Origin of the sequence: Lysinibacillus sp. NPDC093216 (genome assembly GCF_050280325.1) — a bacterium.
Taxonomy (GTDB): domain Bacteria; phylum Bacillota; class Bacilli; order Bacillales_A; family Planococcaceae; genus Lysinibacillus.
Map to the genome: position 1 here is coordinate 35,087 of NZ_JBNNVB010000030.1, position 26,560 is coordinate 61,646.

Annotated in this window: 23 protein-coding genes, 2 pseudogenes, 1 riboswitch and 1 other annotated feature; of the genes and pseudogenes, 22 read left to right on the top strand and 3 right to left on the bottom strand. The window is 36.8% G+C overall.

Annotation, left to right across the window (positions count from 1 at the left end; translation table 11 throughout):
- The first annotated feature begins 92 nt into the window (after nucleotides 1–92).
- From ACQKOG_RS23080 to bioF, 7 genes are all read left to right on the top strand, one after another.
- Nucleotides 93–1,967 (top strand): leucine-rich repeat domain-containing protein, encoded by a 1,875-nt coding sequence (locus ACQKOG_RS23080; protein WP_427448344.1) that lies wholly within the window; start codon nucleotides 93–95, stop codon nucleotides 1,965–1,967.
- A gap of 175 nt (nucleotides 1,968–2,142) precedes the next feature.
- Nucleotides 2,143–2,189: riboswitch (PreQ1 riboswitch) on the top strand.
- Nucleotides 2,190–2,446: 257 nt separating this feature from the next.
- Entirely contained in the window at nucleotides 2,447–3,106 is a 660-nt protein-coding gene (gene queC, locus ACQKOG_RS23085; protein ID WP_402871605.1) for a 7-cyano-7-deazaguanine synthase QueC, read from the top strand.
- Between the two features lie 3 nt (nucleotides 3,107–3,109).
- Complete coding sequence (gene queD, locus ACQKOG_RS23090) at nucleotides 3,110–3,583, top strand: 6-carboxytetrahydropterin synthase QueD (protein WP_370081381.1); 474 nt, start codon at nucleotides 3,110–3,112, stop codon at nucleotides 3,581–3,583.
- A complete protein-coding gene (gene queE / locus ACQKOG_RS23095; protein WP_370081379.1) occupies nucleotides 3,576–4,304 on the top strand; it encodes a 7-carboxy-7-deazaguanine synthase QueE in 729 nt (242 codons plus the stop codon). The genes queD and queE overlap by 8 nt, the downstream gene beginning before the upstream one ends.
- Nucleotides 4,305–5,015: 711 nt before the next feature.
- The gene (locus tag ACQKOG_RS23100) at nucleotides 5,016–5,519 is read left to right on the top strand and encodes a hypothetical protein (RefSeq protein WP_427448345.1); all 504 of its coding nucleotides are present in this window, start codon (nucleotides 5,016–5,018) and stop codon (nucleotides 5,517–5,519) included.
- Nucleotides 5,500–6,231 (top strand): 6-carboxyhexanoate--CoA ligase, encoded by a 732-nt coding sequence (gene bioW / locus ACQKOG_RS23105; protein ID WP_370081375.1) that lies wholly within the window; start codon nucleotides 5,500–5,502, stop codon nucleotides 6,229–6,231. Before ACQKOG_RS23100 ends, bioW begins: the two co-directional genes overlap by 20 nt.
- Nucleotides 6,232–6,234: 3 nt before the next feature.
- Nucleotides 6,235–7,404 (top strand): 8-amino-7-oxononanoate synthase, encoded by a 1,170-nt coding sequence (gene bioF, locus ACQKOG_RS23110; protein ID WP_370081373.1) that lies wholly within the window; start codon nucleotides 6,235–6,237, stop codon nucleotides 7,402–7,404.
- Nucleotides 7,405–7,563: 159 nt separating this feature from the next.
- On the opposite strand, the gene ACQKOG_RS23115 is transcribed toward bioF, so the two are convergent.
- The 3 genes from ACQKOG_RS23115 to ACQKOG_RS23125 all read right to left on the bottom strand — a co-directional run bounded on the left by ACQKOG_RS23115 (nucleotide 7,564) and on the right by ACQKOG_RS23125 (nucleotide 10,889).
- Complete coding sequence (locus ACQKOG_RS23115; protein WP_370081371.1) at nucleotides 7,564–8,418, bottom strand: transglutaminase family protein; 855 nt, start codon at nucleotides 8,416–8,418, stop codon at nucleotides 7,564–7,566.
- A 61-nt stretch (nucleotides 8,419–8,479) separates the two neighbouring features.
- Entirely contained in the window at nucleotides 8,480–9,445 is a 966-nt protein-coding gene (locus ACQKOG_RS23120) for an alpha-E domain-containing protein (RefSeq protein ID WP_427448346.1), read from the bottom strand.
- Entirely contained in the window at nucleotides 9,399–10,889 is a 1,491-nt protein-coding gene (locus ACQKOG_RS23125; protein WP_427448347.1) for a circularly permuted type 2 ATP-grasp protein, read from the bottom strand. Before ACQKOG_RS23125 ends, ACQKOG_RS23120 begins: the two co-directional genes overlap by 47 nt.
- Before the next feature lie 174 nt (nucleotides 10,890–11,063).
- Between ACQKOG_RS23125 and ACQKOG_RS23130 the strand changes: the two genes are divergently transcribed.
- From ACQKOG_RS23130 to ACQKOG_RS23200, 15 genes and pseudogenes are all read left to right on the top strand, one after another.
- Entirely contained in the window at nucleotides 11,064–11,477 is a 414-nt protein-coding gene (locus tag ACQKOG_RS23130; RefSeq protein WP_402871623.1) for a hypothetical protein, read from the top strand.
- A gap of 347 nt (nucleotides 11,478–11,824) precedes the next feature.
- The gene (locus ACQKOG_RS23135) at nucleotides 11,825–12,787 is read left to right on the top strand and encodes a tyrosine recombinase XerC (protein WP_402871626.1); all 963 of its coding nucleotides are present in this window, start codon (nucleotides 11,825–11,827) and stop codon (nucleotides 12,785–12,787) included.
- Between the two features lie 173 nt (nucleotides 12,788–12,960).
- Nucleotides 12,961–13,473 (top strand): DinB family protein, encoded by a 513-nt coding sequence (locus ACQKOG_RS23140; protein ID WP_402871629.1) that lies wholly within the window; start codon nucleotides 12,961–12,963, stop codon nucleotides 13,471–13,473.
- A gap of 551 nt (nucleotides 13,474–14,024) precedes the next feature.
- Nucleotides 14,025–14,848 (top strand): annotated as a pseudogene (locus ACQKOG_RS23145) (DUF4037 domain-containing protein).
- Between the two features lie 379 nt (nucleotides 14,849–15,227).
- Entirely contained in the window at nucleotides 15,228–15,377 is a 150-nt protein-coding gene (locus tag ACQKOG_RS23150) for a hypothetical protein (RefSeq protein ID WP_049665318.1), read from the top strand.
- A 259-nt stretch (nucleotides 15,378–15,636) separates the two neighbouring features.
- Complete coding sequence (locus ACQKOG_RS23155) at nucleotides 15,637–15,807, top strand: transcriptional regulator (protein WP_370083439.1); 171 nt, start codon at nucleotides 15,637–15,639, stop codon at nucleotides 15,805–15,807.
- 385 nt (nucleotides 15,808–16,192) lie between these two features.
- Complete coding sequence (locus ACQKOG_RS23160) at nucleotides 16,193–17,896, top strand: putative bifunctional diguanylate cyclase/phosphodiesterase (RefSeq protein WP_427448348.1); 1,704 nt, start codon at nucleotides 16,193–16,195, stop codon at nucleotides 17,894–17,896.
- A gap of 267 nt (nucleotides 17,897–18,163) precedes the next feature.
- Nucleotides 18,164–18,383: a binding site (T-box leader), on the top strand.
- 64 nt (nucleotides 18,384–18,447) lie between these two features.
- Nucleotides 18,448–19,884 carry a proline--tRNA ligase gene (gene proS / locus ACQKOG_RS23165; RefSeq protein WP_427448349.1) on the top strand — a complete coding sequence of 479 codons (1,437 nt, stop codon included), beginning with the start codon at nucleotides 18,448–18,450 and terminating at the stop codon, nucleotides 19,882–19,884.
- 336 nt (nucleotides 19,885–20,220) lie between these two features.
- Nucleotides 20,221–20,604: a hypothetical protein gene (locus ACQKOG_RS23170; protein WP_402871642.1), complete on the top strand. Its 384-nt coding sequence runs from the start codon at nucleotides 20,221–20,223 to the stop codon at nucleotides 20,602–20,604.
- Nucleotides 20,605–20,720: 116 nt separating this feature from the next.
- Nucleotides 20,721–20,789, top strand: a pseudogene (locus ACQKOG_RS23175) (IS200/IS605 family transposase); the annotation flags it as partial.
- A gap of 209 nt (nucleotides 20,790–20,998) precedes the next feature.
- Nucleotides 20,999–22,681 carry a DUF6138 family protein gene (locus ACQKOG_RS23180; RefSeq protein ID WP_427448350.1) on the top strand — a complete coding sequence of 561 codons (1,683 nt, stop codon included), beginning with the start codon at nucleotides 20,999–21,001 and terminating at the stop codon, nucleotides 22,679–22,681.
- A 256-nt stretch (nucleotides 22,682–22,937) separates the two neighbouring features.
- A complete protein-coding gene (locus tag ACQKOG_RS23185; protein ID WP_427448351.1) occupies nucleotides 22,938–23,348 on the top strand; it encodes a hypothetical protein in 411 nt (136 codons plus the stop codon).
- Nucleotides 23,345–23,542 carry a hypothetical protein gene (locus ACQKOG_RS23190; RefSeq protein WP_427448352.1) on the top strand — a complete coding sequence of 66 codons (198 nt, stop codon included), beginning with the start codon at nucleotides 23,345–23,347 and terminating at the stop codon, nucleotides 23,540–23,542. The genes ACQKOG_RS23185 and ACQKOG_RS23190 overlap by 4 nt, the downstream gene beginning before the upstream one ends.
- A gap of 617 nt (nucleotides 23,543–24,159) precedes the next feature.
- Entirely contained in the window at nucleotides 24,160–25,464 is a 1,305-nt protein-coding gene (locus tag ACQKOG_RS23195; RefSeq protein WP_427448353.1) for a PQQ-binding-like beta-propeller repeat protein, read from the top strand.
- Between the two features lie 411 nt (nucleotides 25,465–25,875).
- Nucleotides 25,876–26,496, top strand: a complete 621-nt coding sequence (locus tag ACQKOG_RS23200; protein ID WP_427448354.1) for an SMI1/KNR4 family protein — start codon at nucleotides 25,876–25,878, stop codon at nucleotides 26,494–26,496.
- The last annotated feature ends 64 nt before the right edge of the window (nucleotides 26,497–26,560 follow it).

Consider the following 26,560-nt stretch of genomic DNA (forward strand, 5'->3'; position numbering starts at 1 on the left):
GGTGTGAAATAATTGGTGTTTAATAGAAATATTGACAATTATTTTTAGGACAACTAAGCTTAATTAAAATAGAGCTGCAGAGGGGATTGCCAGTGGAATTCATTAAATTAAATTGTCCGAATTGTAATGGAAAAATTGAATATAGAGAGGGACAATCATTCAAATGTCCTTTTTGTGAAACTGAAATAATGTTGAAAGAGAATAAAGTTTATTATGTTGATCAGACGATTAATAATTATTATGGTACAACTTCTGCGAATAAAGCTACACGTCCAAAACCGAATTTAAAAGCGCTTTTAATAATACCGATTGTCATCCTTTGTGTATTCCTTGGCTATTTTCTTTTGAGCGGCAATCAAACAGAATATGGTAACCATAAGGACCTACCTGTTCGGGAAATGCCTGAAAGCGAAGTTCTTTTATTCTTTTTAAAAGATATTTTTGATAAAGGTGGAGCAATGCCGACTAAAGAAGAGATCGCAAGTATCCGTTATTTAAAGGCATACTATTCTGAAGATCAATGGCATTTTGATTACAGTCTCGACGATCCGTTTACAAATAAGCAAGCCAAAATTTCTAACTATACCATTATGGATAAGTTATTAAATACACAAAAAATTGAACAAAAAGATTTTGAAGCCTTTACTGGTCTGACGGTATTGAATTTGATGGGTGATTATGAAATATCACAAAGTGAAAATGTAAGCTTCCGACATCTGGAAGGTTTAAAAAGCTATACAGGTAGCTTTAATGAATCATTTAGTAAAATTGCTGAATATTTTAGCGATAAGTCTAATGTTGTAGAACTCTCTGTTCAAATCCGAAGTAATGATGAACTTGCTTTATTATTAGAGTTTCCTAATCTTCAATCACTTGAAATTTCGTATCACAACGAGACGGTTACAGACTACCCTCTTCTGAATAAACTGCCATTAAAATCATTGTCTTTAAGATCTGCCAATGATTTGAAGTGGTTGTCTTCATTAACTGATTTAGAGTCGTTAGCAATAGATTTGAGTGAAGCGACAGATTTTAGCTCGTTCTATTCACTGAATCAATTACAAGAATTGAAACTTACAGCGGTGAAAAATTTAAAAACGCTTGATTTTATCCAAAACATGCCTAACTTGCAAACGCTTGATCTTGAAAATATGGATATTACGAATGTAGAACACCTTAGAAATAAGTCTTCATTGACAAAGTTGCGTTTAGCTTCTCTTTATAAATTAGAATTGTATGATATTGTGAACAGCCTGACTTCACTGACCGATTTATCGATAACTGGTTATAGTGGCCAAATAGCATCGATTGTAGCACCCCATTTAAAAAAAGCCGAATTAAAAAGTTCTTTCTTATCCAAGTTAGAGGCACCTGCTTTAAAAGATTTAACTGTTGAGATAAGTGGGGGACAGTCGTATTTGAATGGAGCAGAATTACTGAAATACCCACAGCTAGAACAACTTACAGCGATGGAGTCTGGCGATTTTACAGGCATTCGTTCTTTAAATCGTTTGCCAAATCTGCAAACCATAAATTTAAATGAAACATCTTTTTATGAAGAGACGAGTGAATTATTCAATTTACAGCATGTAAAAACGTTAAATTGTAATGACTGTAAGTTTCAAATTAATAGTCAAAATTCATTTAACAACAACATACTGGAACATTTAACTTTGAATAATGTATCCTTCCGAATAGGTAATGGTGACTGGGTGCATGAAGTTGATAAGGTTATGCCTTACTTTGCTGGCTTTTCAGCTCTGCGTTCATTCACAATACAAGATAGTTCACTACAATCGTTAAGTTTTATGGGGAATTGGCAACAAATTGAGGTGCTTCATTTGGAAAATAACGCTATTTCAAATGTAGAGCCATTAGTGAATTTGCCTAATTTGAAAAAGCTATATATTTTAGGAAATCAGGTGCAAAATAAATCTGTTCTAGACAATGGAATAGTGATTTATTGATATATATCCTCAAAATATTAATGAATTTAATTTCAGCAAAGTGTTTAGTATAATATAGGACAATATAACAGTGGTTGTTCTAGAAAAGCATTTATGGGAAGATCTTAAAAAAAATCCATTTGACGTTTTATACTATTTTTTGTATTATATTGAAGAAAAGAATGCCCGGACTAAAACGGGAGAGGTTCATAGCAAATACCCTCTATAAAAAACTATGGAAACATGACAATATGCCATGTCCATATCGGACGTGGCTTTTTTTATGTTTTTACTTATGTTTTAATAGAATGATTGGTGATGCCTCTCTTGAAAAGTGTTGGGAAACATTTTACAAGGGGGTTTTTTTATGTCTGGCCGAAGCCGTTAAGAAAGATTGAAGTATTTAACTTATTAAGGCACACAATATTCGTTAAAAAACTAAGAAGAAAACAGCACTTTTTCTTAGAGTACTGTTTTTCGATATAAGGGAGTTTTTATAGATGAAGCAGGAAAAGGCAATTGTTGTATTTAGTGGAGGTCAGGACAGTACAACCTGTTTGTTTTGGGCAAAAGAACGTTTTGAAGAGGTAGAGGCAGTAACTTTTGATTATGGTCAAAGGCATCATCTTGAAATTGAATGTGCGAAGAAGATAGCAGAGGATCTCGGTGTTAAACATCACATTCTTGATATGTCACTTCTGAATCAACTTGCTCCGAATGCATTGACACGACAAGACATAAAGGTAGAAGAGGGAGAAAACGGTGAGCTTCCATCGACTTTTGTACCTGGCCGAAATCTTCTCTTTCTTTCATTTGCAGGCGTTTTAGCGAGTCAAGTAGGAGCTAAGCATATTGTAACTGGCGTTTGTGAAACGGATTTTAGCGGATATCCGGATTGCCGAGATGTTTTTATTAAATCCTTGAATGTAACGTTAAATTTATCGATGGATGATTCTTTTGTGATTGATACACCGTTGATGTGGTTGAATAAGGCACAGACATGGGAGCTTGCTGATCAGTTTGGGGCACTTGATTTTGTACGGGAAAGAACGTTGACTTGTTATAACGGTGTAATAGCAGATGGCTGTGGTGAATGCCCAGCATGTAAACTGCGAAAAAAAGGGCTTGATGAGTATTTGAATTACAGGAAGGAGTCTTAAAACATGTCAGATTTTAAAATCGTCGATAAGCTCCAAAAGATAGATGAAGATATTCAAAGAAATCAATTGATCTATCATGCAAAGCGTGTTCTCATAAGCAAAGAATTTACCTTCGATGCTGCTCATCATTTACATAATTATGAGGGGAAATGCAAAAATCTACACGGTCATACGTATCGTGTAATATTAGGACTGAGTGGATACACAGATGATCGCGGTTTGGTGATTGATTTCGGCGATATAAAAGCAATATGGAAACAAAAAATAGAGATTCATTTGGATCACCGCTATTTAAATGAAACGCTTCCGCCCATGAATACGACGGCAGAGAACATTGTTGTTTGGATTTACGAAAAGTTGGCTCAGGCCTTGCTTGACGAACAAAGGTATAACGGTGCGCGTGTAGAGTTTATCAGGCTATACGAAACTCCGACAAGCTATGCAGAAGCGAGACGGGAGTGGATGGAAGTTGAGTAAGGTACCTGTTATAGAAATTTTTGGACCGACGATTCAAGGTGAGGGAATGGTCGTTGGCCAGAAGACAATGTTTGTGAGAACTGCCGGCTGTGATTATTCCTGTTCTTGGTGTGATTCATCGTTTACATGGGATGGCAGCGGAAAGCATCTTATAGTCCAAATGACAGCGGAAGAGATTTGGTCTGAGTTGAAACGTCTTGGAGGCAATGGTTTTTCATTTGTCACGATTTCAGGCGGCAATCCTGCACTCTATCAAAATTTGGAAGAACTCATTGCCATTTTAAAAGAAAACGACATAAAGGTCGGAGTGGAAACACAGGGAAGCAGGTGGCAAAAATGGATGTATGAGATTGATGAACTGACAATCTCGCCAAAGCCACCTAGTTCTGGAATGACCACAGACTATTCGGTGCTCACTGATATCTTTGAAAAGCTAAAAAAACGAAACAGTAATCATCATATATCCCTCAAAGTAGTCGTTTTTAATCAAGAGGATTACGATTATGCTAAACAAATTCACCATCGATATCCAACGATTCCTTTTTATCTCCAAGTCGGTAATGATGATCTCACGACGACTGACAATTCACGATTAATACTACATTTATTAGATAAATATCATGCGCTGATTGATAGAGTGATTAAGGATGAGGAATTCAGAGATGTCAAAGTACTGCCACAGTTGCATGCCCTTGTTTGGGGGAATAAAAGAGGTGTATAGATAGTGTGCCATTACAAGAATAGGCGTCTGCTGTTAACCTTCGAATCGAAAGGGAAAAGATCAGAACTGGTCTAGGTGTGTATAAATGTCAAAATAACAATGTACATTTTTGCTATTCTAAGCATGTACCCATTCGCTGATCAACTACTTTTCTATACAAGTGCGTGAATAGTTACAACTTGACACGCTGCCTCTACTCGCATGATTCGATAGCCTAGAACCCAGCTATATCAAGGGCTGGCTAACCGGTCAAGTCTATCATGCTCGCCACTTCCTGTAACAAAGGAAATCAAAAATGTACTTGGTTAAACAAGCATTTTTGTACATATTTATTTAACGTTTATAGGTGTGAAAGTATAGGCTAATTGGGCCTATACTTTTTTTGCGCACCCAGCATGGATGGAATCTATAGAATACATACCTGAACCGTGAAGACAGAAGTAGTAACTAGCCAAGTGCAAGGGTGCTCGTGGCGATGCGGAATCTGAAAAAAGCATGTGGCCATTCTCTAGCCTGAGGAACACGAACTTCATTTTTTGAAACCTACTAATAAACAAAACTGTATTTTTCACAAATAATAAAAAATCCTACCATTTTATCTACTTTCCAATCTATTTTTGTGTTAACTTATTATTAATCAAGGTTAACTCAATTTGAGGGGAATAGGAGGAAATGACATCAAGTATTTCAAAAGTAAGATGGAGGAATAAAATGATCCGAAAGTTTTCTACATATGATCTTGCCCAGATTTCATTGCTAGCTTGTCTTATTATCGTTACAGGCATGTTTAAAATTCCAACAGGTTTTCCTGGGTCTGAATTTCAATTATCAGCACCTATTGCAGTTGCGATTGCTACGGTATTTGGATTTAAGCGATATTTTCTAGCAGGAATCATTGCAAGTTTAATCTTATTTTTATTAGGTATACACTCAATCTTAAATGTGGAGATCTCCTTAATTTTTCGATTGACTGTAGGCTTACTTATTGTTTTATTTGGGACTTCCATTCCGGTACTTGTTTTGGCAGGCCCCATTGGAACAACGATTGCTAGATTTGGTTTGGCTTTTACGTTAGGGACTCCATTTTTACCGTTATTAGTTTTGGCTATTCCAGGCATGGTAATCACAGCTGTTAGTGTTTATCCCATAACGAAGTTGTTACAAACAATTAATAGGAAAGTAGCAGGTAATAATCATGTTAAAAACGTGTTATAGCATACGAATGCGTGCGGCTGAAAGAAGTCCTGAACTAGGGGAAAAGCATATATCTGGTGGTGAACGGATAGGGAGTAAATCTCAGATAGAGCCCATTGTAAAACAGCTATTGAATAAAGCAAGTAATCATTCACGTGGAGATGCTGACTTTATTCAAATTACCGTTGAAAAAATAGCGCATGATCAGATACAGTATTTGCCACCCTTAGAAATTACGACAGTTGAGGCGGTTTCAATCGAAAAGGCCCATAGTGAAGCAAGAAAGATACTAACATCTTTAGGTGTTTCGGAACATGCACTAAATGTTGCTTTTCATCAACTTGCTAGTAATCAAAACCTCCGTGGGGCAATCATCCTAAATAGTAAAACCGGCTTACGGCTTGACGGTCGGGGGCAAAAGGGTGTGCGTGTATCACGAATCGATTGGCAAGACACTAATGAGGAGCTTAATGAGCGTGTCCGTGAAGCATTGGCTTTGGCGACGAAAGTGGCGAATTCTCCGTTTACAATTGCAGAATTATGTTGGTCTGATGATCCAGATTACGTGACTGGATATGTAAGTAATCGTGCCATTGGTTATGTCAGAATTACACCGTTAAAAAGAGAAGGTTGTGAGAGTGGAGGGCGTATTTATTTTGTGTCAGATGAAGTTGAACTAGAATCTTTTATAGACTATTTAGAAAGCGTACCGGTTCTCATTAAGGGGGATTGAAAAATGGATCATTGGTTTCAGCGGGAACTACAATTAATAGAAGAGAAAGGGTTGACAAGGAAGTTACGTTCGTTTTCAAATGGAAATGAGAGCGAGATCATCATGAATGGTAAGAAATTCTTGCTTTTTTCATCTAATAACTATTTAGGTCTTGCAACTGATTTCCGATTGAGAAAGAAAGCATCTGAAGGTATTAGTACATACGGTACAGGAGCTGGTGGTTCGAGATTAACAACCGGAAATTTCGTCATTCATGAACAGCTTGAATCTGAAATTGCAGATTTTAAAAAAACGGAAGCCGCTATTGTTTTCAGCAGTGGTTATTTAGCGAACATTGGTGTGATTTCGAGTGTGATGAAGGCAGGGGATATGATATTTTCTGATGCCTGGAATCATGCGAGTATTATAGATGGTTGTCGACTTAGTCAAGCAAAAACAATTGTTTATGAACATGCGGATATGGTGGATTTAGAGCATAAATTGAGGCATTCACGTGGAGATGGAAAGAAGTTAATTGTGACGGATGGCATCTTTAGTATGGATGGTGATATTGCTCCACTTCCCGAAATCGTTGCGTTAGCAAAGAAATACAATGCTTACATAATGATTGATGATGCGCATGTGACAGGTGTCTTAGGAAGTGATGGTCGTGGTACTGCTGATTATTTTGGATTGAAAGATGACATTGATTTTACAGTAGGCACGTTGAGTAAAGCGATTGGTGCAGAAGGTGGTTTTGTGGCGACGTCGTCAATTGCAAAAAACTATTTACTGAATAACGCTAGATCATTTATTTTCCAAACGGGTTTATCTCCAAGTGCGATTGAAGCAGCGCGAGAAGGGATTGCTATTATTCAAAATGAGCCCGAACGCAGGGAACGATTGTTGAAAAATGCTAAGTATTTACGTTTGAAATTGGAGGAATCCGGTTTTGTAGTTACGGAAGGGGAAACACCAATTCTATCTCTTCTTATTGGTGATGCCCATGAAGCTATGCAATTTTCTGAGAAACTTCTGGATGAAGGTGTCTTTATTCCGGCGATTCGACCACCAACTGTGCCAAAAGGGTCAAGCCGGTTGCGGATTACAGTGATGGCTACACATACAATGGAGCAGCTCAATACAGTCATAAATAAAATTGAAAAAATAGGAAAAGAAATGGGTATTGTATAATCCTTATATGATCAAGAACGATACCGAGAGTAATTCTTTTGATATATTGAAAGTTTAATGACTCAAAATTGAAGATTTAAATCTGAAAACAATAGATCTTAATAAACCCCTGATTCTTCTAATTTGCGTAGAAAAATCAGGGGTTTAATTTATACCATTTTACAAATGATTCAATGCTTTGACGCTCACTTTGACTGTTAAATCATGCTTTCCACCTGAATAAACACCTTCAACTGGGCTTATATCCGAATAATCACGGCCAATGCATAAAATAATGTGATTTTCTAATACTTCTACATTATTAGTTGGATCAAGACCAATCCAGCCGATCCCTGGGATCATAACTTCTACCCAAGCGTGGGTTGCAATATCACCGACCAAGGCAGAGTTTTCATCGACGTATAAATAGCCGCTCACATAGCGTGCTGGAATTTCTTTAGCTCTTAGTACTGCAAGCATGACATGTGTGAAATCCTGACAAACGCCTCGCTTAAGGGAAAAGGCTTCGCTTGCAGTTGTCGTAACATTGGTTGCACCAGGAACGTATTCAAAAGTAGAGTATAAATATTGCATTAAATTTAATGAAAATAGTACAGGATTTTCAGCATGACCAATGGCATGATAAACTTCCTCTAACTGATTTTCTGTCATATACGTAAAATGTGTAAACTTTAAATAGGGCAAATAATGTTCATAAAACAGTTTCGAGTGAAAAATGGTCTGCATTTCTGGTGAATATTGAATGCGATGAATAAATGGTGCACGTTGAATGCTGACAATAGAGGTCGATTGAATTTCTAGCTCTTGATGCTGCTCAGGTATATAAAATGTGCCAACCGTATTGCCCCATATATCTGTATGCTCACGAGTTAAAGATGAAGGAGTGATGGCAATTCGATAGGATAATAAGCGCTGACGCTCATCACCCCTTGGCTTTAAGCGGATTGTATTTAAGCTTTGATCGACTTCAGACTCATATTGAAAAATATTAGTATGTTGAATTTCAAATTTCATTGTGTCCGCTTCCTTTAGATTACTGACTTGCTTGTTGAAAGGGAGCTGTGGATGATTCCTTTCAAAGTTGTACGCTGGGTTCATATAAATGATAAATTGTTGCAAATGTATTGCCAAAATCAATACATTGACACAATCTTTCCTCCATTAACAAAATAGTTTCCTCTAAGGTAATATTCCATAAATCTACATTCATCACAGCAAATATTAAACTCTTTAATGGGGTATGAAGCTCTAAAAATCTTGCTGAAAGAGGATCGTTTTCTAAACAAATAAATGCTTCTTCTAATTTTTCTAAGCAAAACATTACTGAACGTGGAAAATGCTTATCTTGTAATAAATATTGAATAACATAAAGTAAATTGGTTTGGCGATGCTTGCGCAAATAAGACTCCGTCGCCTCCGATAAATCGAGTAAAAACGATCCGTCCGCTTCTATTAAAGAGACGGCTATTTCCTTATGTTGCTCCAGTATAATTAAAGCCATACGAATCGTCTTTTCTACACGTTCTAACCATTTCCCAACTTGCATGAAATAAAAGGGTAAATCTCGATCCATCGAGCCTTCGATAAGCCCCGTTACCGTCAAAGAAGTTTTTCGAACATTTTGTAAAAAAGTGTTAAGAACAATTAGTGGGATTGGTCTTTCGCGTTTCATCATTTCTTGCTGTAATGATAAATAAAAAGCATTTTGCAATTCCCAAAGCTCAATGGGTATGCTATCTCGCGTTACACGGGCGTTTTCTCGAACCGCACGTAAAGTAGCATGGAGGGCGTTCCAGTTATTATTAGAAAAGAGTAGATATTCGATAAGTGGATTGACTCGAATCGACTCATAAAAGGACAAGTATTCTTCCTTCGAAGCACAAATATTTAACACCGCTTCCCAATGATCGATGTATTCATTTTCTTTGCCAGATTGCTCCAACATATTCAACAGCTGTACTTGTAATATATGTGCATTTGTTTGTGATCGTTCACTATATCGTGCCATCCAGTATAGTGCATCGGCTACTCGACTTAGCATACTGCAATTCCTCCTTTAATATCCATGTATCTTTTGCTCCTCCGCCCTGGGAAGAATTCACGACTAAAGATCCTTCTTTTAATGCTACACGCGATAAACCTCCAGGAAGCACATACATATCCTCGCCCTTCATTACATAAACACGCAAATCGACATGACAAGGATAAAATCTCCCTTCCTGAAAAGCTGGTGCTCTAGATAGACTAATTGTTGGCTGTGCAATGTATTGAACCGGGTTTTCCAATATTTTTTCTTTAAAAATAGCAATTTCTTCATCACTCGCATGCGGACCAATTAGCATATCATAGCCACCTGAGGCACTAACGTTTTTTATGACAAGCTCTCTCATATGCTCAAGGACCCAACCTCGCTGTCTATCATCAGCTAGATGATAAGTCTCTACATTACGTAAAATAGGTTCCTCATTCAAATAATAGCGAATCATATCCGGTACATAGGCATACATCGCTTTATCATCAGCAACACCATTACCAACAGCATTTAAAATAGCAATATTTCCAGCCTTATAAGCAGCCATAATATGAGGGACTCCAAGTAAAGAATCCGCACGAAAAACAGCAGGGTCTAAAAAATCATCATCAATTCGACGGTAAATAATATCAATTTGCTCTAGACCGTAGATTGTCTTCATGTACACTTTATTATCTCGGACAACTAAATCACGCCCTTCGACAAGCTGAATATTGAGTTGCTGTGCTAAGAAAACATGATCGTAATAGGCCGAATTATACATACCTGCTGTTAAGAGGACAGCTTTAGGTTCTCTATTTGGGTTCATAGAAGGTGGCCGATGAGCGAGAAGTGCCTTCTTCATAAAGGCCATTTGTTTATCGAGTGACTGGATCGTATGTTTAGAGAAAAATTCAGGATACACTTCCTTCATCACAGATCGATTTTGAAAAACATAGGATATCCCTGAAGGATTGCGTAAATTATCTTCTAACACGTAGTAAACGCCATTTTCATCACGAATCAAGTCTATGCCTGCTAAAAAAATATGATTATCAATAGGTACATTTACACCAAGCATTTCTTTATAATAATACGGATTGTTTTCAACGAGCTGTTTCGGAATAAGGCCATCCTCAAAAATGGACTGTTCATGGTAAACATCATGTAAAAAACAATTTAAGGCTTTCACACGCTGCTTCATACCAGATTCAATTTCTTCCCACTGTTCATATGGAATAATAATAGGTATAAAATCAAAGGGCATTGTCCGCTCTGTTCCACCTTGTGCACCATATACGGTAAATGTAATGCCTTGTTTAAGGAATGTTGATTGTGCTTGCTGATATTTTTCATCTAATTGTTCCTTAGTGAAAGCATTGAGCTTATGGTGGAAAGACCGATAATGAGGCTTCGGTTGATTACCTTCGAACATCTCATCAAAAAACATACCAGATTCATAGAACTTCATCATATGGATCGCCCTCCGAATTTAAGTAGTAGAGAAAACGTGTTACACTTAGTAAGAATCAATTTCGCCTTGGCAAAATTGTAGTAAATGGGTACCAATTGAAATGGAACCACATCTGCATTCATCTCATCACTTTTAGAGGAATGAAGATAAATACATATAAAAGGAGCTTATAAAATGACAATCATTAATTTAATGCAAGCTTATGAGCTAGACAAGCTTTCAAAATTAGATTTTACTGATGAGGAGATTGTACGTACATTGCAAACAGGGGATGTATCAGTTTGGCAGGAAAAAGTACCAAACTATGAATTTTCCGAAACAATGGCACTTTACCAAGAAGGGGAGCAAAGGTTTTTAAATGCTCTGCACGGTAACTACAGTATCAAATATGTAACTTTGCCAGGCATTCAGCGCTTATTGTATATTCGTTTCCAATTAGAAGAAGGGAAAGATTATCAATTGTTAGAAACAGGAATCCAACATTTAACTTGTGATGAGGAAGTTATTGCTAAGCTTCAACATATGCTATCAACAAACTGGTCTCTAGCAAAACAAGTAGATGGGACGTATAGTATTTTTGTAAAGTAACGGTTTTTCATACGGAAATCGACAAAAATCCAAATAATACCATGCGCGTTGTGAGAAGAATCGACACGTATAGTTATCCGTCTTTTTATTTTTCGAATCGTCTCAGAGCATTTAACTCACTAGATTTAAATATTCATTTTTTTCGTGTTTTATGCCTAAAAAATGAAACTTTCATAAAAACTTTTAAAAAAGGTGATTTTCTTTCTAAAGGGAATCATCTTTTTTTTGCTCATGAATAGAACATTTGTTCCGGATTGTAAAAAGAGCTTGTTTTTCACCATAAAGTTCCCAAATTTATATTTGGGAACGTTTTTTCGTGGTAAAATAGAAAAAATAGAGGTGATTTTATGGAAAAGCCGAAGCTACCAAAAATAATGAGAGATTTCCTTGTTTATTTAACGACGATTAAAGGGAAGTCTCACCGCACAAGAAAAGAATACGAATATGATTTGACATTATTCTTTCGTTTTTACATAGCCATTCAAAATGATCATGATAGTTCAGATTTAACGAAAATAGATATTTCTACTATTTCAATAGAAGAAATTCGTGAAATGACACTAGAGGATCTTTATTTATTTATGGAATATTGCGAGGTCCAGCGAGGGAATTCAGCATCTGCAAGAGCGCGTAAAGTAGCAACATTGAAGTCATTTTTTAAATATTTAAAAGGAAAACGACGTTTACTAGAGGAAAATCCGGCAGATGAACTAGAAACGCCAAAAATAGGACGGAAAAAACCTATCTATATGAACATCGAGGAAGCCACGCAATTTATCGATGGCATCCAGCCAAATCGTGCTTCACCAAGGAATTATTGTATGATGATGTTTTTCTTAAATTTAGGGATTCGTGTGACAGAGCTTTGTCAGCTCAATAGGTCATCTATACAAGGTCGCTACTTAACGGTTGTTGGTAAAGGGAATAAGGAGCGGACAGTTTATTTGAATGATAGCTGCATCCAGGCACTTGCAGACTATGAAAATAGCGGAAAGACGGCCTTTAAAGGGATTGAAGAAGAGCCTCTTTTCGTCTCACAAAAGGGAACACGCTTCACCCGTCAAACCGTTGCAAAAATCGTTAAACAAATTAATCAGCAATCCGGGCTTCAAAAAGAACGACTGACGCCACATAAGTTACGTCATACATCCGCTACGATGATGTATAAATCAGGGGCAGATATTCGAAGTCTCCAACATATTTTGGGCCATTCAAGTGTAGCAACAACGCAAATCTATACACATATTGAAGATGAAGAGTTGCAACATGTACTCGAAAATAATCCGTTTAATATTGTTCGAGCAAGATAATTTTCATTCGCTGAAATAGAGAATCTCAGTTTAAGAACGCTTATACAGAGGCATAATTGATGACAACTTTCCAAAATATTAAAGGAAATCTTATTAATCAAATAGAATATTTTATATTGTATAGAACATATACAGAATAGGAATCAAAAATCGTTTGATAAGGGGAGTAGCTTATGAATCAATTAATTAACGACCGTCTATGCGAAACAAGAAATAACTTACTAGAGGAGATTAAAGTATTAAGTGATACTCAGTTGAATGCAAAGCCTGATGCAAACAGTTGGAGTATCGCCCAGGTTTGCCATCACTTAGCTTTAGTGGAGGAGTCTTCTGTAAAAGCGATTGCATGGGGATTGAAACAAGAAGATAATAAGCAAACGGAACGTAAAAATGTTCAACTTATCGTAGATAGAACAAAGAAAATTTCAGCACCAAAAATTGTTGAACCAACTGAAGGCTTTTTTACAGTTCAGCAAATCATTGAGTTGCTAGACGATTCAAGAAAAAAATTAACAACTTTTCTTAATACAATCGAAGACCCATCCATATTAGCGGAAAAGTCCGTGAAGCATCCTGCTATTGGTGAATTGCCCCTTGATCAATGGGTAGAACAAATTCATTTTCATGAACAACGACATATTGAACAAATCAAAGAAATCAAAGCATTTTTAAAAGTTGAACACTAATGAACTTCCTGGAGACACAGTACAAAGAATGAAAAAAAGAAAAGCGCGACATTATATTAAAGAAATTATTAGAGACATTAACAATTCAATTGCATCAGAAATAATCTGGAACATTTTTATATTTATCCCTAGAATGATAATCCGATTATTGAAAAATATATGGTGAAAGGTCTAATTTCTCGATATTAATATTGAGAAATTGGGCTTTTTAAACTTTTTTCAGCGGATGTCCAAACACTCGTCGAAATAGAGGAACTCAGTCTAAGAACGCCATGTCCTGTGGCATGACCGAAATGACTGACATCGTGATGGCCCTCATGTTGTTGTTGTTGTTGTTGCCGCTGCGCTTTCGCACAATAAACAATTGCAGGCATAAGCATCAAGCCGATTCTGGACACAATTATGCCGAGGCATAATTGATAGTATTTTTTCTTGAAGTTGTTGTTCAGGTAAATAAAGAAAGAACATTAAGTTATTTAGGAAACAAGTACTTTAGTTTATATGACTAATGCTTGATGAATTAGTTTTTACAATTATATAGGAGGATGCAAATGTTCTTATTACAGAAATCAAAAGATATGGCAGAGGTTTATATGCAAAACCCGAAAATCGAAGCTATAATACTGGCAGGATCGGTATCAAGAAACTTACAGGATGAAAATTCAGACATTGAATTGCACACTTTGTGGTCAACACCACCAGAAGAGGAAGATCGAAAGTTCCCTATTAAAAAAATTGGCGGAACCATTTTGGCGTATCATCCTTATGAGGAGGAAGAGTGGTCTGAATCCTATCTAATGAAAGAAGGAATTAAATTAGAAATAAGCAACTTTTTATCCTCAACAGTTGAACGTTTTATCTCAATGTGGTGGAGAAGTACGAAACTGACTATGACAAACAATGTATTGTAGCTTCAATTTATGATGGAGTGAGTTTATACGGAAATGAAAAAATTAGAGAGTTGAAAAATAGAGTAGTAGAATATCCTTTAGAGCTTTCTAAACATATGATTTCCGAAAATCTTTGGTTAGGAAATCGATGGAATAACCGAAAAGCCCTATTAAAACGAAAAGATTGGCTTATGCTTTATGATGTAATATGTGAAGTACAAAAGAAGCTGCTTGGTGTTTTGTTCGGTATGAATAAAATGTATGTGCATCACCCTGCATTTAAGTGGATGCAATATAGTATTGAACAAATGAGAATCAAACCTAAAAATCTCTATGATCGAATGACCAATATTTTGTTAAGAAACCCAGAACAAGGTCTGCATGAATTGGAAGTATTAATTGAAGAAGTACTAATACTGGCTGAAAATTACTTCCCAGAATTGAATATAAGTGAACAAATGAAGCAAATAGGATTTGTGAAGTAATGGATTATAAAATTAATGAGTAAAGAGCACCATCAACAAATACAAAATCTGTAGAAGGTGTTTTAAAAAGTAACGAAAGTTTTGAAAAGGTATTTAAAAGATTTCCCAAAGGAGCTTCTTTGTAGAAGAGGAAGAGACTCCGGTAGACATAAAACTAAAAGTAAAGGTAGCGTTACTTCCCGAAAGACTTTAATATTCTATAATGACGAGAGCCATTGTTTTGATCCAACTTTTTTCAAAACAATGGCTTTTGTTGTGTCGTGGAATTAAATCTTCAAGGTTTTTTTATTGTAAAGCTTGACGAAACAAATCATCTGTTATATATTAAATAAAAATAAAAACAACTGTTATAAAACAGTTTGATCTAGGAGGAATTCTTATGTCAAAGTATCGTGATGGTTATGAATTTTATTGTGAGATGTGTGAGCGTTATGGTCTTGAACCAATTTCATTCCGCTATTATTTGCTTCAGTTATCACAGCAACAACTTTCAGCTTATAATATGCAAGCCAAACAATTAGGAATTTAATGGTTTGTCATTAAAGGATGTGGTTATTACGGAAGCCGACGTGAATATTTTATGAAAAGCCCAGCCATACTAATTTAAATGGACTGGGCTTTCGTATATTTGAAAGAAATATCAGAAAATTTATTGACACAGCACACTATCTGTTATATATTATTAATGAAAATATAATACTGTTATATAACAAGATATGTCACTCAATTATCACAAGTACAATTAGAATATTATAACGAAACTGCACAATTGAAAGGAAGATATTAGTATGACAGATTATCGAGAAGGCTATGATTTTTATCGACAAGTGTGTGAGAAACATGGTTTAGAGCCAATAAATTTTCACTATTATATTTTAAACTTATCTCAGGAACAACTAGATGCCTACAATGAAAGAGCTAAAACATTGGGAGGTCAAATACAATATGAAGTCTCTTAGCTTGTAAAATGCTTTACTGTCTATATGTGACAGTAAGGCATTTTTGATTCGTATCATAAATGAAGAAATTATTCAAGTGTAGTAAAATTACAGAAGATTTATATATTCTAAAGTAACTAGGTTAAAAATAACATATGAATAGCACTAAGGTAATTAAAGTAATCAAAAACTATCGTATCAAGTAAGTTAAAAGACCTTGTTATTAGGGGCTGTTTTATTGAAAACCATCAAATGTAGATTTGAATGTTTTGATATTTAGGTTGAATTAACTGCTTTTCTAAGACTATAATATAATTACATAAAAAAGGGCGATATCCCATAACTTTATACCTCGTAGAAATATAAAACAAAAGTACTAAACCCTTCTAATGAACGGAGAATGAAAATGATGAATATCACGCCTGATAGTATCAATCAAGTTAACTATAGTCTGAAAGAATTACAAGATATTTTTTCAGTAATGAATAGTTCAATCATTGTAGCAATTACAGATCGAACTGGGAAAATTACGTTTGTTAATGATCATTTTTGCAAAATATCTAAATACACCCGTGAAGAATTATTAGGGCAGGATCACCGTTTACTCAATTCAGGTTTCCATCCAAGATCCTTCTTTAGAGAGATGTGGAAAACTATAGGCAATGGTGAAATGTGGAATGGCGAGGTGTGTAATCGAGCGAAGGATGGCAGCCTTTACTGGGTGAAGACAACGATTTTTCCTTTTCTTGATGACAATGGTAAACCGTATCAATATATTGCTATAAGGGTCGATATTACCGCACAAAAAGATATAAAAAAGATAACTCATATTGCTTATCATGATGAATTAACAGGACTACCCAATCGTCGTAAGTTAGAACAACGTTTAGAAAATGAATTCCATCAATCTCGACGTACAGGAGAGAAGTTTGCGTTATTTTTCATTGATGTAAATCGTTTTAAAAACATTAACGATGGACTTGGTCATATCATCGGGGATATGTTCTTAGTAGAAATGGCGAATCGTCTACGCAACGTTGATTATACATCAAATTCTATTTACCGCCACAACAGTGATGAATTTGTTATTATACTAAACGACGTTGACTATATTGAGGACAAGGCTGAGGAAATAATCAGCGTCTTTAATGAGAGTTTTGTTGTTGATTCGTATGAATTTTACGCAAGTATTAGTATAGGAATTAGTATTTTCCCAGATCATGCGAACTCTCCTGAGGAATTATTGAAAAATGCAGATATCGCCATGTATGCTGCAAAATCTTCACGTGGTAATCAATATCGCTTATATCGTCCAAATATGGAGGAAATCAACGATAAATGGTTATTACTTGAAACAAAGTTACATCAAGCGTTAAAAAAAGATATTTTAGAATTACATTATCAACCAAAAATCAATTTAAAAACGAATACAGTGATTGGCATGGAGGCATTACTTCGCTGGCATGACCCTGAACTAGGTCATATGCCACCAGATCGCTTTATTCCATTTGCTGAGCAATGTGGGCTCATTAATGATATAGGGGTTTGGGTGTTAAGAAAAGCATCTGCCCAGGTACGCACTTGGAATGAAGTACATAATATAAACTTACGTGTTGCCGTTAACATTTCTCCGATTCATATTAGTACAACAGGCTTTGTCGAAATGGTACATGAAGTTATTGCAGAAACAAAAATTGATCCGCAGTTTTTAGAAATCGAAATAACAGAAATGAGTATGCTGGATTATACGGAGGACTTAATTAATACAATCAAGCAATTAAGGGCACTTGGTATTACGATTTCATTAGATGATTTCGGTACTGGTTATTCATCGTTAAATTATTTAAAAACTTTCCCGGTAGATGTTTTGAAAATCGATCGTGCATTCGTCCGTGATATTGTGCCTGAAAAATCAGGCATTGCTATGATTTCAGCTATGATCTCACTGGCGCATGCCTTAAATCTGCAAGTAGTGGCTGAAGGTGTCGAGGAAGAGGCAGAATTAAATGTGCTGCGTGAACATGGCTGCGAGTACGTACAGGGCTATTATTTCAGTAAGCCATTATCGGTAAAGGACTTTACGAAACTGATAGTAGAAAGTTACATGTAGACAATATGGAGGATCTTGACCTAAATTTAGGACAAGATCCTCTAAGTGTTTATGGTTATTTTATTATGAAAAGCAACTTTACAACGAATACAGAAAGAGCAAAGGAGTAGCGACTTTTACTATATTTCTTTTTTCAGAGATAGTGAATTTTTACTAGTTAGAAACAATTTGGTCACTAGTATGTAAAGTCAATTTTCTGATATTTCCCGAAAAATAATCGTTTTAATATTTGAAATTATTCAACTGTTTTGCTAAAGTTATATAAAATATAAATTGTTGATGTGGCCAAGTAAGTAAGAATAGTGAAACAGAGAATATAGCAATTGCTGAGAGCTATATCACCGCTTCTTATCTGAAACCTACCACGGAGATGTTATGCAAACATAACCGAGTCGTTTTCGTTACAAAACTTTAGAGGGTTTTAAGGTTTTCTTAAAACTAAATTCAAGGTGGTACCACGTTTAGTCGGCACAAAGACGTCCTTATTTAGAGGACAGCTTTGTGCTTTTTATTTTTTCAGTAGGTAAAGTTACAGAAATGGAGGAGAGAAAATGACAACACAACAAAATGATTTTTCAAAATGGTACATCGAGACAATCCAAAAGGCAGACTTAATGGATTATACACCAGTTCGCGGCTGTATCGCATTTAAACCAGACGGCTATGAAATTTGGGAACATATTCAAGAAGAGATGGACCGTCGTTTTAAAGAAACAGGTCATCGCAACGCTTATTTCCCTATGTTAATTCCTGAATCCTTCTTCCAAAAAGAAAAAGATCATATCGAAGGTTTCTCACCTGAGCTTCCTTGGGTAACGGAGGCAGCAGGCGAGAAATTAGAAGAACGTTTAGCACTTCGTCCAACTTCTGAAACGATGATTGGCCATCTCTATTCGAATTGGATCAAAAGTTACCGTGATTTGCCGGTCTTAATTAATCAATGGGCAAATGTTTTTCGTTGGGAGAAGAAAACACTCCCATTCATTCGAACATCTGAATTTTTGTGGCAGGAGGGTCATACAGCACATATTGATGAAGAAGATGCACGAAAAGAAACAATGCAAATGTTGGCTATCTATAAGGAGGTAGTAGAAGGTTTACTTGCCATTCCTGTCTATGATGGACAAAAAACACCTTCAGAACGTTTTGCAGGGGCGGTCGATACATTTTCTATTGAAGCAATGATGAAAAATGGCAAGGCCGTACAAGCTGGTACCTCTCACTATTTAGGAACAAAATTCGCTGAAGCCTTTGATATTAAATATTTAAATAAAGCTAATCAGCATGAATATGTACACACAACATCCTGGGGGACTTCTACACGTTTAATTGGTTCAGTAATTATGGTTCATGGTGATGAGCAGGGTCTAATTTTGCCGCCACGAATTGCACCGACCCAAGTTGTCTTAATCCCTGTAGGTCCATGGAAAAAGAACCCTGAAATTATGGAGAAACTAGATGACATCTTTGCAATTCTTAAGAAGAAGGGAATTCGAGTACGTCTTGATGACTTCGACCAATCACCAGGCTTCAAATTTAATGAATGGGAATTAAAAGGTGTACCAGTTCGTGTTGAATTAGGACCACGTGACTTAGAGAAAAACCAGGCATTGTTAAAAGCACGAGATGAAGATGACAAGCAATCCATTGACCTGAACGACATTGTTGTGGCAATAGAAGAAGAACTAACAACGATGCAAAGTCGTTTATTCGATAAAGCACGTAAATTCCGTGATGAAAACGCCCATACAAATATCGATACACTGGAAGATTTACAGCAACACATTAACATTTCCAAGGAAAACGGATCTATTCCTGGTTGGGTTCTTGCTGGATGGTGTGGAGCTGATGCTTGCGAGGAAAAAGTGAAAGAAGAGACAAAATATACTTCTCGTAACATTCCATTTAACCCACCAACTACGAAGACAACTTGTATTTGTTGTGGAAATGAAGCGAAACATACAGTTTGGTTTGCTCAAGCATATTAAAAAGAGTAGTGTTTATTAATTTCCTTGATGACGGTGGTCATATTATCGACGAGTGCTATTTGCGCTTGAATGCTCGTAATACAATTTCTGTGATGTTCTCTATACTCATACTGTGTCGTGTGCATGCCCCTCTATGTTTTCTATTTGAGTAGAACAAACGTAGAAGGTATATTCTTTCACTTCTGTTTTTGTTTGTTTACGACTCGTTTTCCACTGCATCTCCAGCTGGAAATGCAGTGTTTTTATCTTGATTTTTTTTCTGTGTTTTCAAAAAAATGCTAGTATGCTAGAATAAAAAACAGAACATATATTCTTTTTTTGTGGAGGGTGAAAACAATGAGTTATGATTTAATGGTCTTTGATAAAGAGCAAGCTCCAAACAATAAAGAAACATTTTTGCAATGGTATGATGAACAAACAAAATGGGCTGAACCACATGACTACGTAACAATAACAGTTACAACACCAGCATTACAAAAATGGTATCAGGATATGGTGGAACAATTCCCCAATATGAATCTGGTGGATGAGGAATTATTGGATGCGGATGAAGAGGACGAGTTAGAGAGTCGTTTGACTGAATATAGTATTGGCTATGCCATGATTTACACAGCTTTTGCCTGGTCTGTAGCGGATGAAGCATATAGTACGATGAAGGAGCTTGCAAAAAAACATGGAGTCGGTTTTTTTGATGTGAGTGGTAAGGGGGAGATTTTCTAAATCATTACATCGTATGTCGAGAGGTGGATAAGAAATGACAGAAAATCTTATTGCACAATGGCAAGAGCAAAGAAAGTCAAAGCAATTAACGCCATGCATAAGCTAAGGGAGCAAGTTCAACTGCTGGAAATGTATCTAGTGAGACAATAAAACATTATGTTGAAAATCAAAAGACAAGGGGGTGAAACTTGTGTCACAAACTATATCCAAGGGGGCACTGACTTTGCCGTCTAGTGATGAATTGATGGATATTGAAATATACGAACAAGGATAGTCGTGGTTTTGGTGCAAAAAATTAGGTACTAGTTTGATAATTAAGAAATCACGATTGTCCTTTTTGTGACGCGAAATCAACTACTGATAGAACAAAACAATCAAATGGGGGGAAATGAATTTGTCACAGTATATAGAACAGTTTTTGGCGGATGTATGGCAGCAGTTAGAGCGATTTTATCAGCAGGAAAACGACCGAATTAGTAATACGAAGGACTGGAGCAGACTCCATATAGGGGTGAAACATTATGTAAAGGTGAAATGGACATCAGAAAAATTGAATAAATTACAATGGGGAACCCCTCATTATGGAACGATTTCTATTTATACAAACGAACCATTTAGTTGGCATGATGATGCTTATAAAGTAGCAGCGGGCGATTACATGCAAGAAATTACAGACATCAACCAAATAGAAGAATTATTTTCCGCTTTATGTGCCAAAATGGATACGGTTTTCCAATCCGATGAATATCATGCGAAGCTTTTTGATTATCGCCTTCAACTTATTTTGGAATTTGAGCATGATGGGCGTGAGATATGCTATCAAAAAGAGCTACTAAATAACGACAAATTCACATTAGCGAAACAAACGTTAGCTACTTTTATTGAAACAAAAGTGATGGCTGATTTACCTGTATGTCCTGCTAAGAAAGATGGATTTTTCTTTGCTCGTTGCCTAGTCAATCCTCATTTTTTCCATCAGCGCGTAGCTGATATCGAACCAATAATGCAACGGTTATTGGAGAAGTATAGCGGGAATGAAGAACGCTTAAACCAGTGGAAATATGATTATACATCGGCATTTAAAGATTGGGCAGAGGAGTATATTTTATCGGTTTATTTTGAGGAGACAGGAGAATATGAAACGAAATGGATACTAAACTCAGCGGCTAGACCTAAGCAGAAGGAGCTAGAGTTCTTTGTTTATATTGCCTTACAAATCGGATCTAAAGAACCTGATACACGTAAGCAATATCTTGAATTGGCGCAGCAACTTGGTTCACAAGAGGCGGAGGATTATTTACAAAATGGCAGTGATCATTTTGAACATAGAAGGAAAAGTGCGCGCTTTCAAGGAGCAGCCAATGATATTCGAAAATTCATTTCAATTCACATCATTGTTGAGGAAGAAGAAACCTATCGTGAAGCGTTGCATTACATCATCGATTTGTTACAAGCGGGCTTTGTCAAGGGCTATAGCTTACAGTTAGAGAGTCAGGAAGAAAACTATTTACCGATTCAAGGCCTTGCGAAAACGGAGCTGCATCAATTTTTTGCAAATTGCCTAGCGTATCCAAACCTGTTCCCATTGATTGCCGACTATGCAAAAGTGGCAATGGAGGAATATGCATGGTATGAGGACGTGGAGCCTAGCGAGCTATCCACTATGCCTGGAACATATGCTGTATTTGGTTTAGGGCTTTTTAGCGATGCTTATTTTCCCCTTGTGCAAAACTATATGTCACTTGTTGATTCAGAACACCAGCTTGTACAAAATAACTATACAGAAGCTTTTCTTAACATGCACGACCTATCAGTGGAACGGATGCCTGTACTGATTGACATTTTACTTAGCGCAAATGAGGGGGAGCTCGAGCAGTTAAAAAGTATTCACATTGATGAACTAGAATTGCTAGCTGAATTGATACATCAACTGGAGAACAAAGAAGATTACCAACGTAGTTATGTGTTATATCAAATTTTTGGTAGTATGGAGGATCTAGCACAGCGTATTGAAAAAGAATCAGCGCCAATCCAAGAAATGCTAGAAAAATTACTAGGTTGGATGGAAGATTATTAATTGGTTAGCTTTCCTTAGTTCTTTAAAGAGCAAGACTTCTCAGTAAAGTAGGAAGTGCAATGTTGAGGAGATGCTAGCTAATATGTCATTTTTATTAGCTGTCATGTTTTAGATGAAAATAGATGAAATCAGAGCATTACTTAAATCGAGAGCAAAAGAGCTCCGAGATAGTTAAAATCGCAATTGCTTTTGATAAAAAATCAGATTTGTTCACCACCTTCGAGTTGCTGAACAATCAAGAAAAAGGAGGATTCCATTGTTAGATATTAATCATACTACTGCTTGGATCGATTTGTTGTCCACCTATGAAGTCAATCCGAAATATGGAGATCCTGATGTCATTGATCAGTACCTGGATCAGCGGGATGCCGATTCGTTTGATTCAAAATGGATGGTTGCACATGGCGACCTGACAGCTATCATTGACAGTATGTTGGTGGCGGATCGAAAGAAGATAGAGATGCTTCAGAATCGTGCTAGTAAGCAAATTTACGAAACAATCATTGGACAGACTAGTCACTCTGATCTAGCCGCCTATGCATCCGATGATGTAAGGCTGATTGTTGGCTTCCTTGTGACGGGCCAAGTTAACAGTTTTGTTCTTGAAATGAAGGAAAGTTACGAACGAGGCGATTTACCCAATGTTGAAGAGAGTCCTTTTTCATGAGAAAAACCGTGCCTGCAGATGTTTCAATCCGCTGGGCGCGCAGTGATATCCGGCAATCTAGCCATAATTTGTGGCTTGATTTAGAGAAAGAATGTGTGCATGTCAGTGATGGTTGGGGTGTAGCGTTTGCCGCATTGCGACTATGGGCTCTTGACCTGAGTAATGGACGCGAAAAGGAATCTTGTGTCTTTTAGAAAAGGAGCCTTATTCATGTATCTAAAATATTCGCCAAGAACCATTGTACCTTTCACTGTCCTTTCGGTACAGGAAAACACCGCTATTGCGGTAGTTACAATAGATGTTTTCTACGACGAATAATTGCAGGAGGAGATGCTTTTTACGCGAAAGCGAAGCGTCAGCAGCAAATTGTCACTATCCTCGTCGCAAAGGAGATGTCTCAAAAGAGTTTTTCAGACATCTCCTTTTGTATTTTAGACTAGCCTGAACGGGAACGTTTGTTCTATAATGGACTTAACTTGAATCGAGGAGCTCGTTTTATGACATTACGTTCCCACAAGAATTCGAGAAATATCGTTCAATTATTGAACCAACTATACAACCTGTTAAACACATTGACACGATTGAACTTTGAAAGCAAGTTCGAAGGCAATCCCTATTTCCGAGGGGCATCTTTCTATATGAAAATATTCCAGAAGAATAAAGCTTATGCTCCTTAGCACTGGGGCATCTGACTCCGATTATAATGTGATAGTCATTAGCAGGTTAGTTGGATTCGGTTAGGATGCTTTCAGAATAATGAAGAAACCGTAAAACATGATCAGATTAGTTAATTAACAAGGAGACTACTACAATGACAAATGATACTTTACAATTATCCCAGAAATGGCGAAAAGAGGGGTTACGTTATGCAAGTGAGATTAATGCCTATGTGCGCAAAGGATTAGAAAGCAACTGGGAGGCACCAGGAGAGGAGCCGTCTGAAGATTCACGTGGACAATTAGCTTCGCAAGTGTACAAGTTTATTAGACAGGCGAATAGAACAAAGGAACTGGAAACGCTCCGTGAACAGTTTCCAGCTGCTTCTTGGCCATTTCAGGAAACGCACAGCCAACTGATGCGAGCTGTTTATCCAATTGCGCTTTTACGTGATGGTGCATTACTTGTTGCAGCGCAAAATGAAGATTTATCACGCACTGTCTATTTGATGGATAAACAGGAAGCAAACCGTATCGAGCATGTACATGCGGCAAGTTGTTCTGCGGATGGACGCGACATTGCTTTGAGGGATGAGCAAGGAGTTCGTATCGTACGCGAGCCTGATCGAGAGTTGAACGGCTCTCTGCTGGCTACATACACATGGGCGACAATCATCGACCAATTGCGCGAAAATTACCCCGACATAGAGACCTTACAGCCAGAAAGCTATCGGGACGCAGATGTCATTCCATTCGCTGATGGCACGAAGTTGTTGGTGGTGTCGCATGATGGCATCTATTTGATTGAGAAAACAGGTGCCATCTTGTTGCACCCGACAGTGGAAAATATACGGGAGTGGACAAGAGAAGATGATGACTTGACAGCAAATTTAGCGATGCCACATGGAGCTGTTTCGCGAAGCGGCAGATGGCTGGCTTATGGAAGTCAAGGCAGCGAGCATTTGTTACTAGATATAGAAAAGTATGTTATGCACTCGTTTGAACCGATGTCGAGTTATCCGCATTACAGCTTGTTCAGTGCCAATGATGAGCATGTTTGGTTCAATGCATGTCATTTTTACAATGGAGGTACGCTAGGTATTTCACTCCATGATCTTGAACAGTACAATAATGAAGAACCCCCTTCAATAGATGATAGTATGCGTGTATATGCCGGTGTTGCAGTGCAAGGGGGCAATATCATGGGTGACGCATATGGTTATTTGCGAATGATTGATTTTGAGGGGAATGAACTTTGGCGTTACTTCGTATCTGGGACAATCAGTGGCATGGCATTAAACTCTGACGAGACAATATTGCTTGTCGGTACATACAATGGAACGCTCCATGTACTTGATTTGACTAGTACAGAGCCAAGCCCGTATGAGATTGGCACAAGTTCAATACGTGAATCGTACCGTTGGATCTTCTGGGATACTCAACAACCACTGTATTGGTAGTTTTTATAGGCAAAGTCGACGAAACTATAAGGTTCTTTTTATCAACCTCATATGTATTTGAAATGACAGATACTTATAATAGTTTGCGTTTGGTCTAAATTTTAAGTTTTGGTAGAATTAATCAATAAATGGCTAGAGGTGTCACGATAGAAACATCTAAATGGATTCCTTTAATTAACATTTGAGATGAAGAAAATATTTGGGTAGGAACAAGAGTTAGATTATACAATGTAGATCTAACTCTTGTTGAAGATAGCAAAGATGATTATTACGAATACTTAATATCATCTATTTATGACAATGAAACGCAGCACTTACAGCTAACGGTTCCCTTTGGAGCTTTATAGATCGAAGAGGAAGTAAATTATAATTTTTTTTATATATAAGGAAGTGAAAGTAGGGAGTGGGATTATGCCAAAAAAATTATTGAATATGTTAGAAAAATGGTATGAGGAAAATCAACATGACAAAATTGTAGAAGCGATTGAACAATTGTCTAAGTCAGAGCGAGATTACGAAATAGTAGGTCATTATGGTCGTGCGCTTAATAATTTAGGGCGTTATCATGAAGCATTGTCCCAATTATGCACAGTAAAAAAACAGGGGCAACTAGATGCAGATTGGCATTGGCGTGTTGGCTATGCTTATTTCTATATCCAGGAATGGCAAGAAGCACTGGCTGCATTTGAAAAAGCGAAGGAATTACAGTTTGATACTAGAACTGAAGAGTATATAGTAACCTGTCGGAATATTATGAAAAAGTCAGCGGAAGCGCTAGATGATAAGCTTGTACCTTTTCATGAGCGTGATTTCAGTCAATTTTGGAAAAAAAGCGATTATGCGGATAAAAATTATGTAGAAGTGTCCCCCACTACTGAAATGATTGCTTCTATAGAAGAGGAACTTGGCTATAAATTGCCAGCAGATTATATTTGGTTTATGCAACAACAGAACGGCGGTATGCCAGTTAACACTTGTTTTCCAACGGCTATGCCGACTTCATGGGTAACTAAACTGTTACAACAAATTTAAACCAAACTATACAAACCTGTATAGAAACATAGATTTATAACAGAATACCCTTCGTATCAAGCGA

Excerpts from the sequence above, each read along its gene's own strand:
- queC (WP_402871605.1), top strand. The coding sequence starts at position 2,447 with ATGAAGCAGGAAAAGGCAATTGTTGTATTTAGTGGAGGTCAGGACAGT.
- queD (WP_370081381.1), top strand. The coding sequence starts at position 3,110 with ATGTCAGATTTTAAAATCGTCGATAAGCTCCAAAAGATAGATGAAGAT.
- ACQKOG_RS23100 (WP_427448345.1), top strand. The coding sequence starts at position 5,016 with ATGATCCGAAAGTTTTCTACATATGATCTTGCCCAGATTTCATTGCTA.
- bioW (WP_370081375.1), top strand. The coding sequence starts at position 5,500 with ATGTTAAAAACGTGTTATAGCATACGAATGCGTGCGGCTGAAAGAAGT.
- bioF (WP_370081373.1), top strand. The coding sequence starts at position 6,235 with ATGGATCATTGGTTTCAGCGGGAACTACAATTAATAGAAGAGAAAGGG.
- ACQKOG_RS23115 (WP_370081371.1), bottom strand. The coding sequence starts at position 8,418 with ATGAAATTTGAAATTCAACATACTAATATTTTTCAATATGAGTCTGAA.
- ACQKOG_RS23120 (WP_427448346.1), bottom strand. The coding sequence starts at position 9,445 with ATGCTAAGTCGAGTAGCCGATGCACTATACTGGATGGCACGATATAGT.
- ACQKOG_RS23125 (WP_427448347.1), bottom strand. The coding sequence starts at position 10,889 with ATGATGAAGTTCTATGAATCTGGTATGTTTTTTGATGAGATGTTCGAA.
- ACQKOG_RS23130 (WP_402871623.1), top strand. The coding sequence starts at position 11,064 with ATGACAATCATTAATTTAATGCAAGCTTATGAGCTAGACAAGCTTTCA.
- ACQKOG_RS23135 (WP_402871626.1), top strand. The coding sequence starts at position 11,825 with ATGGAAAAGCCGAAGCTACCAAAAATAATGAGAGATTTCCTTGTTTAT.
- ACQKOG_RS23140 (WP_402871629.1), top strand. The coding sequence starts at position 12,961 with ATGAATCAATTAATTAACGACCGTCTATGCGAAACAAGAAATAACTTA.
- ACQKOG_RS23150 (WP_049665318.1), top strand. The coding sequence starts at position 15,228 with ATGTCAAAGTATCGTGATGGTTATGAATTTTATTGTGAGATGTGTGAG.
- ACQKOG_RS23155 (WP_370083439.1), top strand. The coding sequence starts at position 15,637 with ATGACAGATTATCGAGAAGGCTATGATTTTTATCGACAAGTGTGTGAG.
- ACQKOG_RS23160 (WP_427448348.1), top strand. The coding sequence starts at position 16,193 with ATGATGAATATCACGCCTGATAGTATCAATCAAGTTAACTATAGTCTG.
- proS (WP_427448349.1), top strand. The coding sequence starts at position 18,448 with ATGACAACACAACAAAATGATTTTTCAAAATGGTACATCGAGACAATC.
- ACQKOG_RS23170 (WP_402871642.1), top strand. The coding sequence starts at position 20,221 with ATGAGTTATGATTTAATGGTCTTTGATAAAGAGCAAGCTCCAAACAAT.
- ACQKOG_RS23190 (WP_427448352.1), top strand. The coding sequence starts at position 23,345 with ATGAGAAAAACCGTGCCTGCAGATGTTTCAATCCGCTGGGCGCGCAGT.
- ACQKOG_RS23195 (WP_427448353.1), top strand. The coding sequence starts at position 24,160 with ATGACAAATGATACTTTACAATTATCCCAGAAATGGCGAAAAGAGGGG.
- ACQKOG_RS23200 (WP_427448354.1), top strand. The coding sequence starts at position 25,876 with ATGCCAAAAAAATTATTGAATATGTTAGAAAAATGGTATGAGGAAAAT.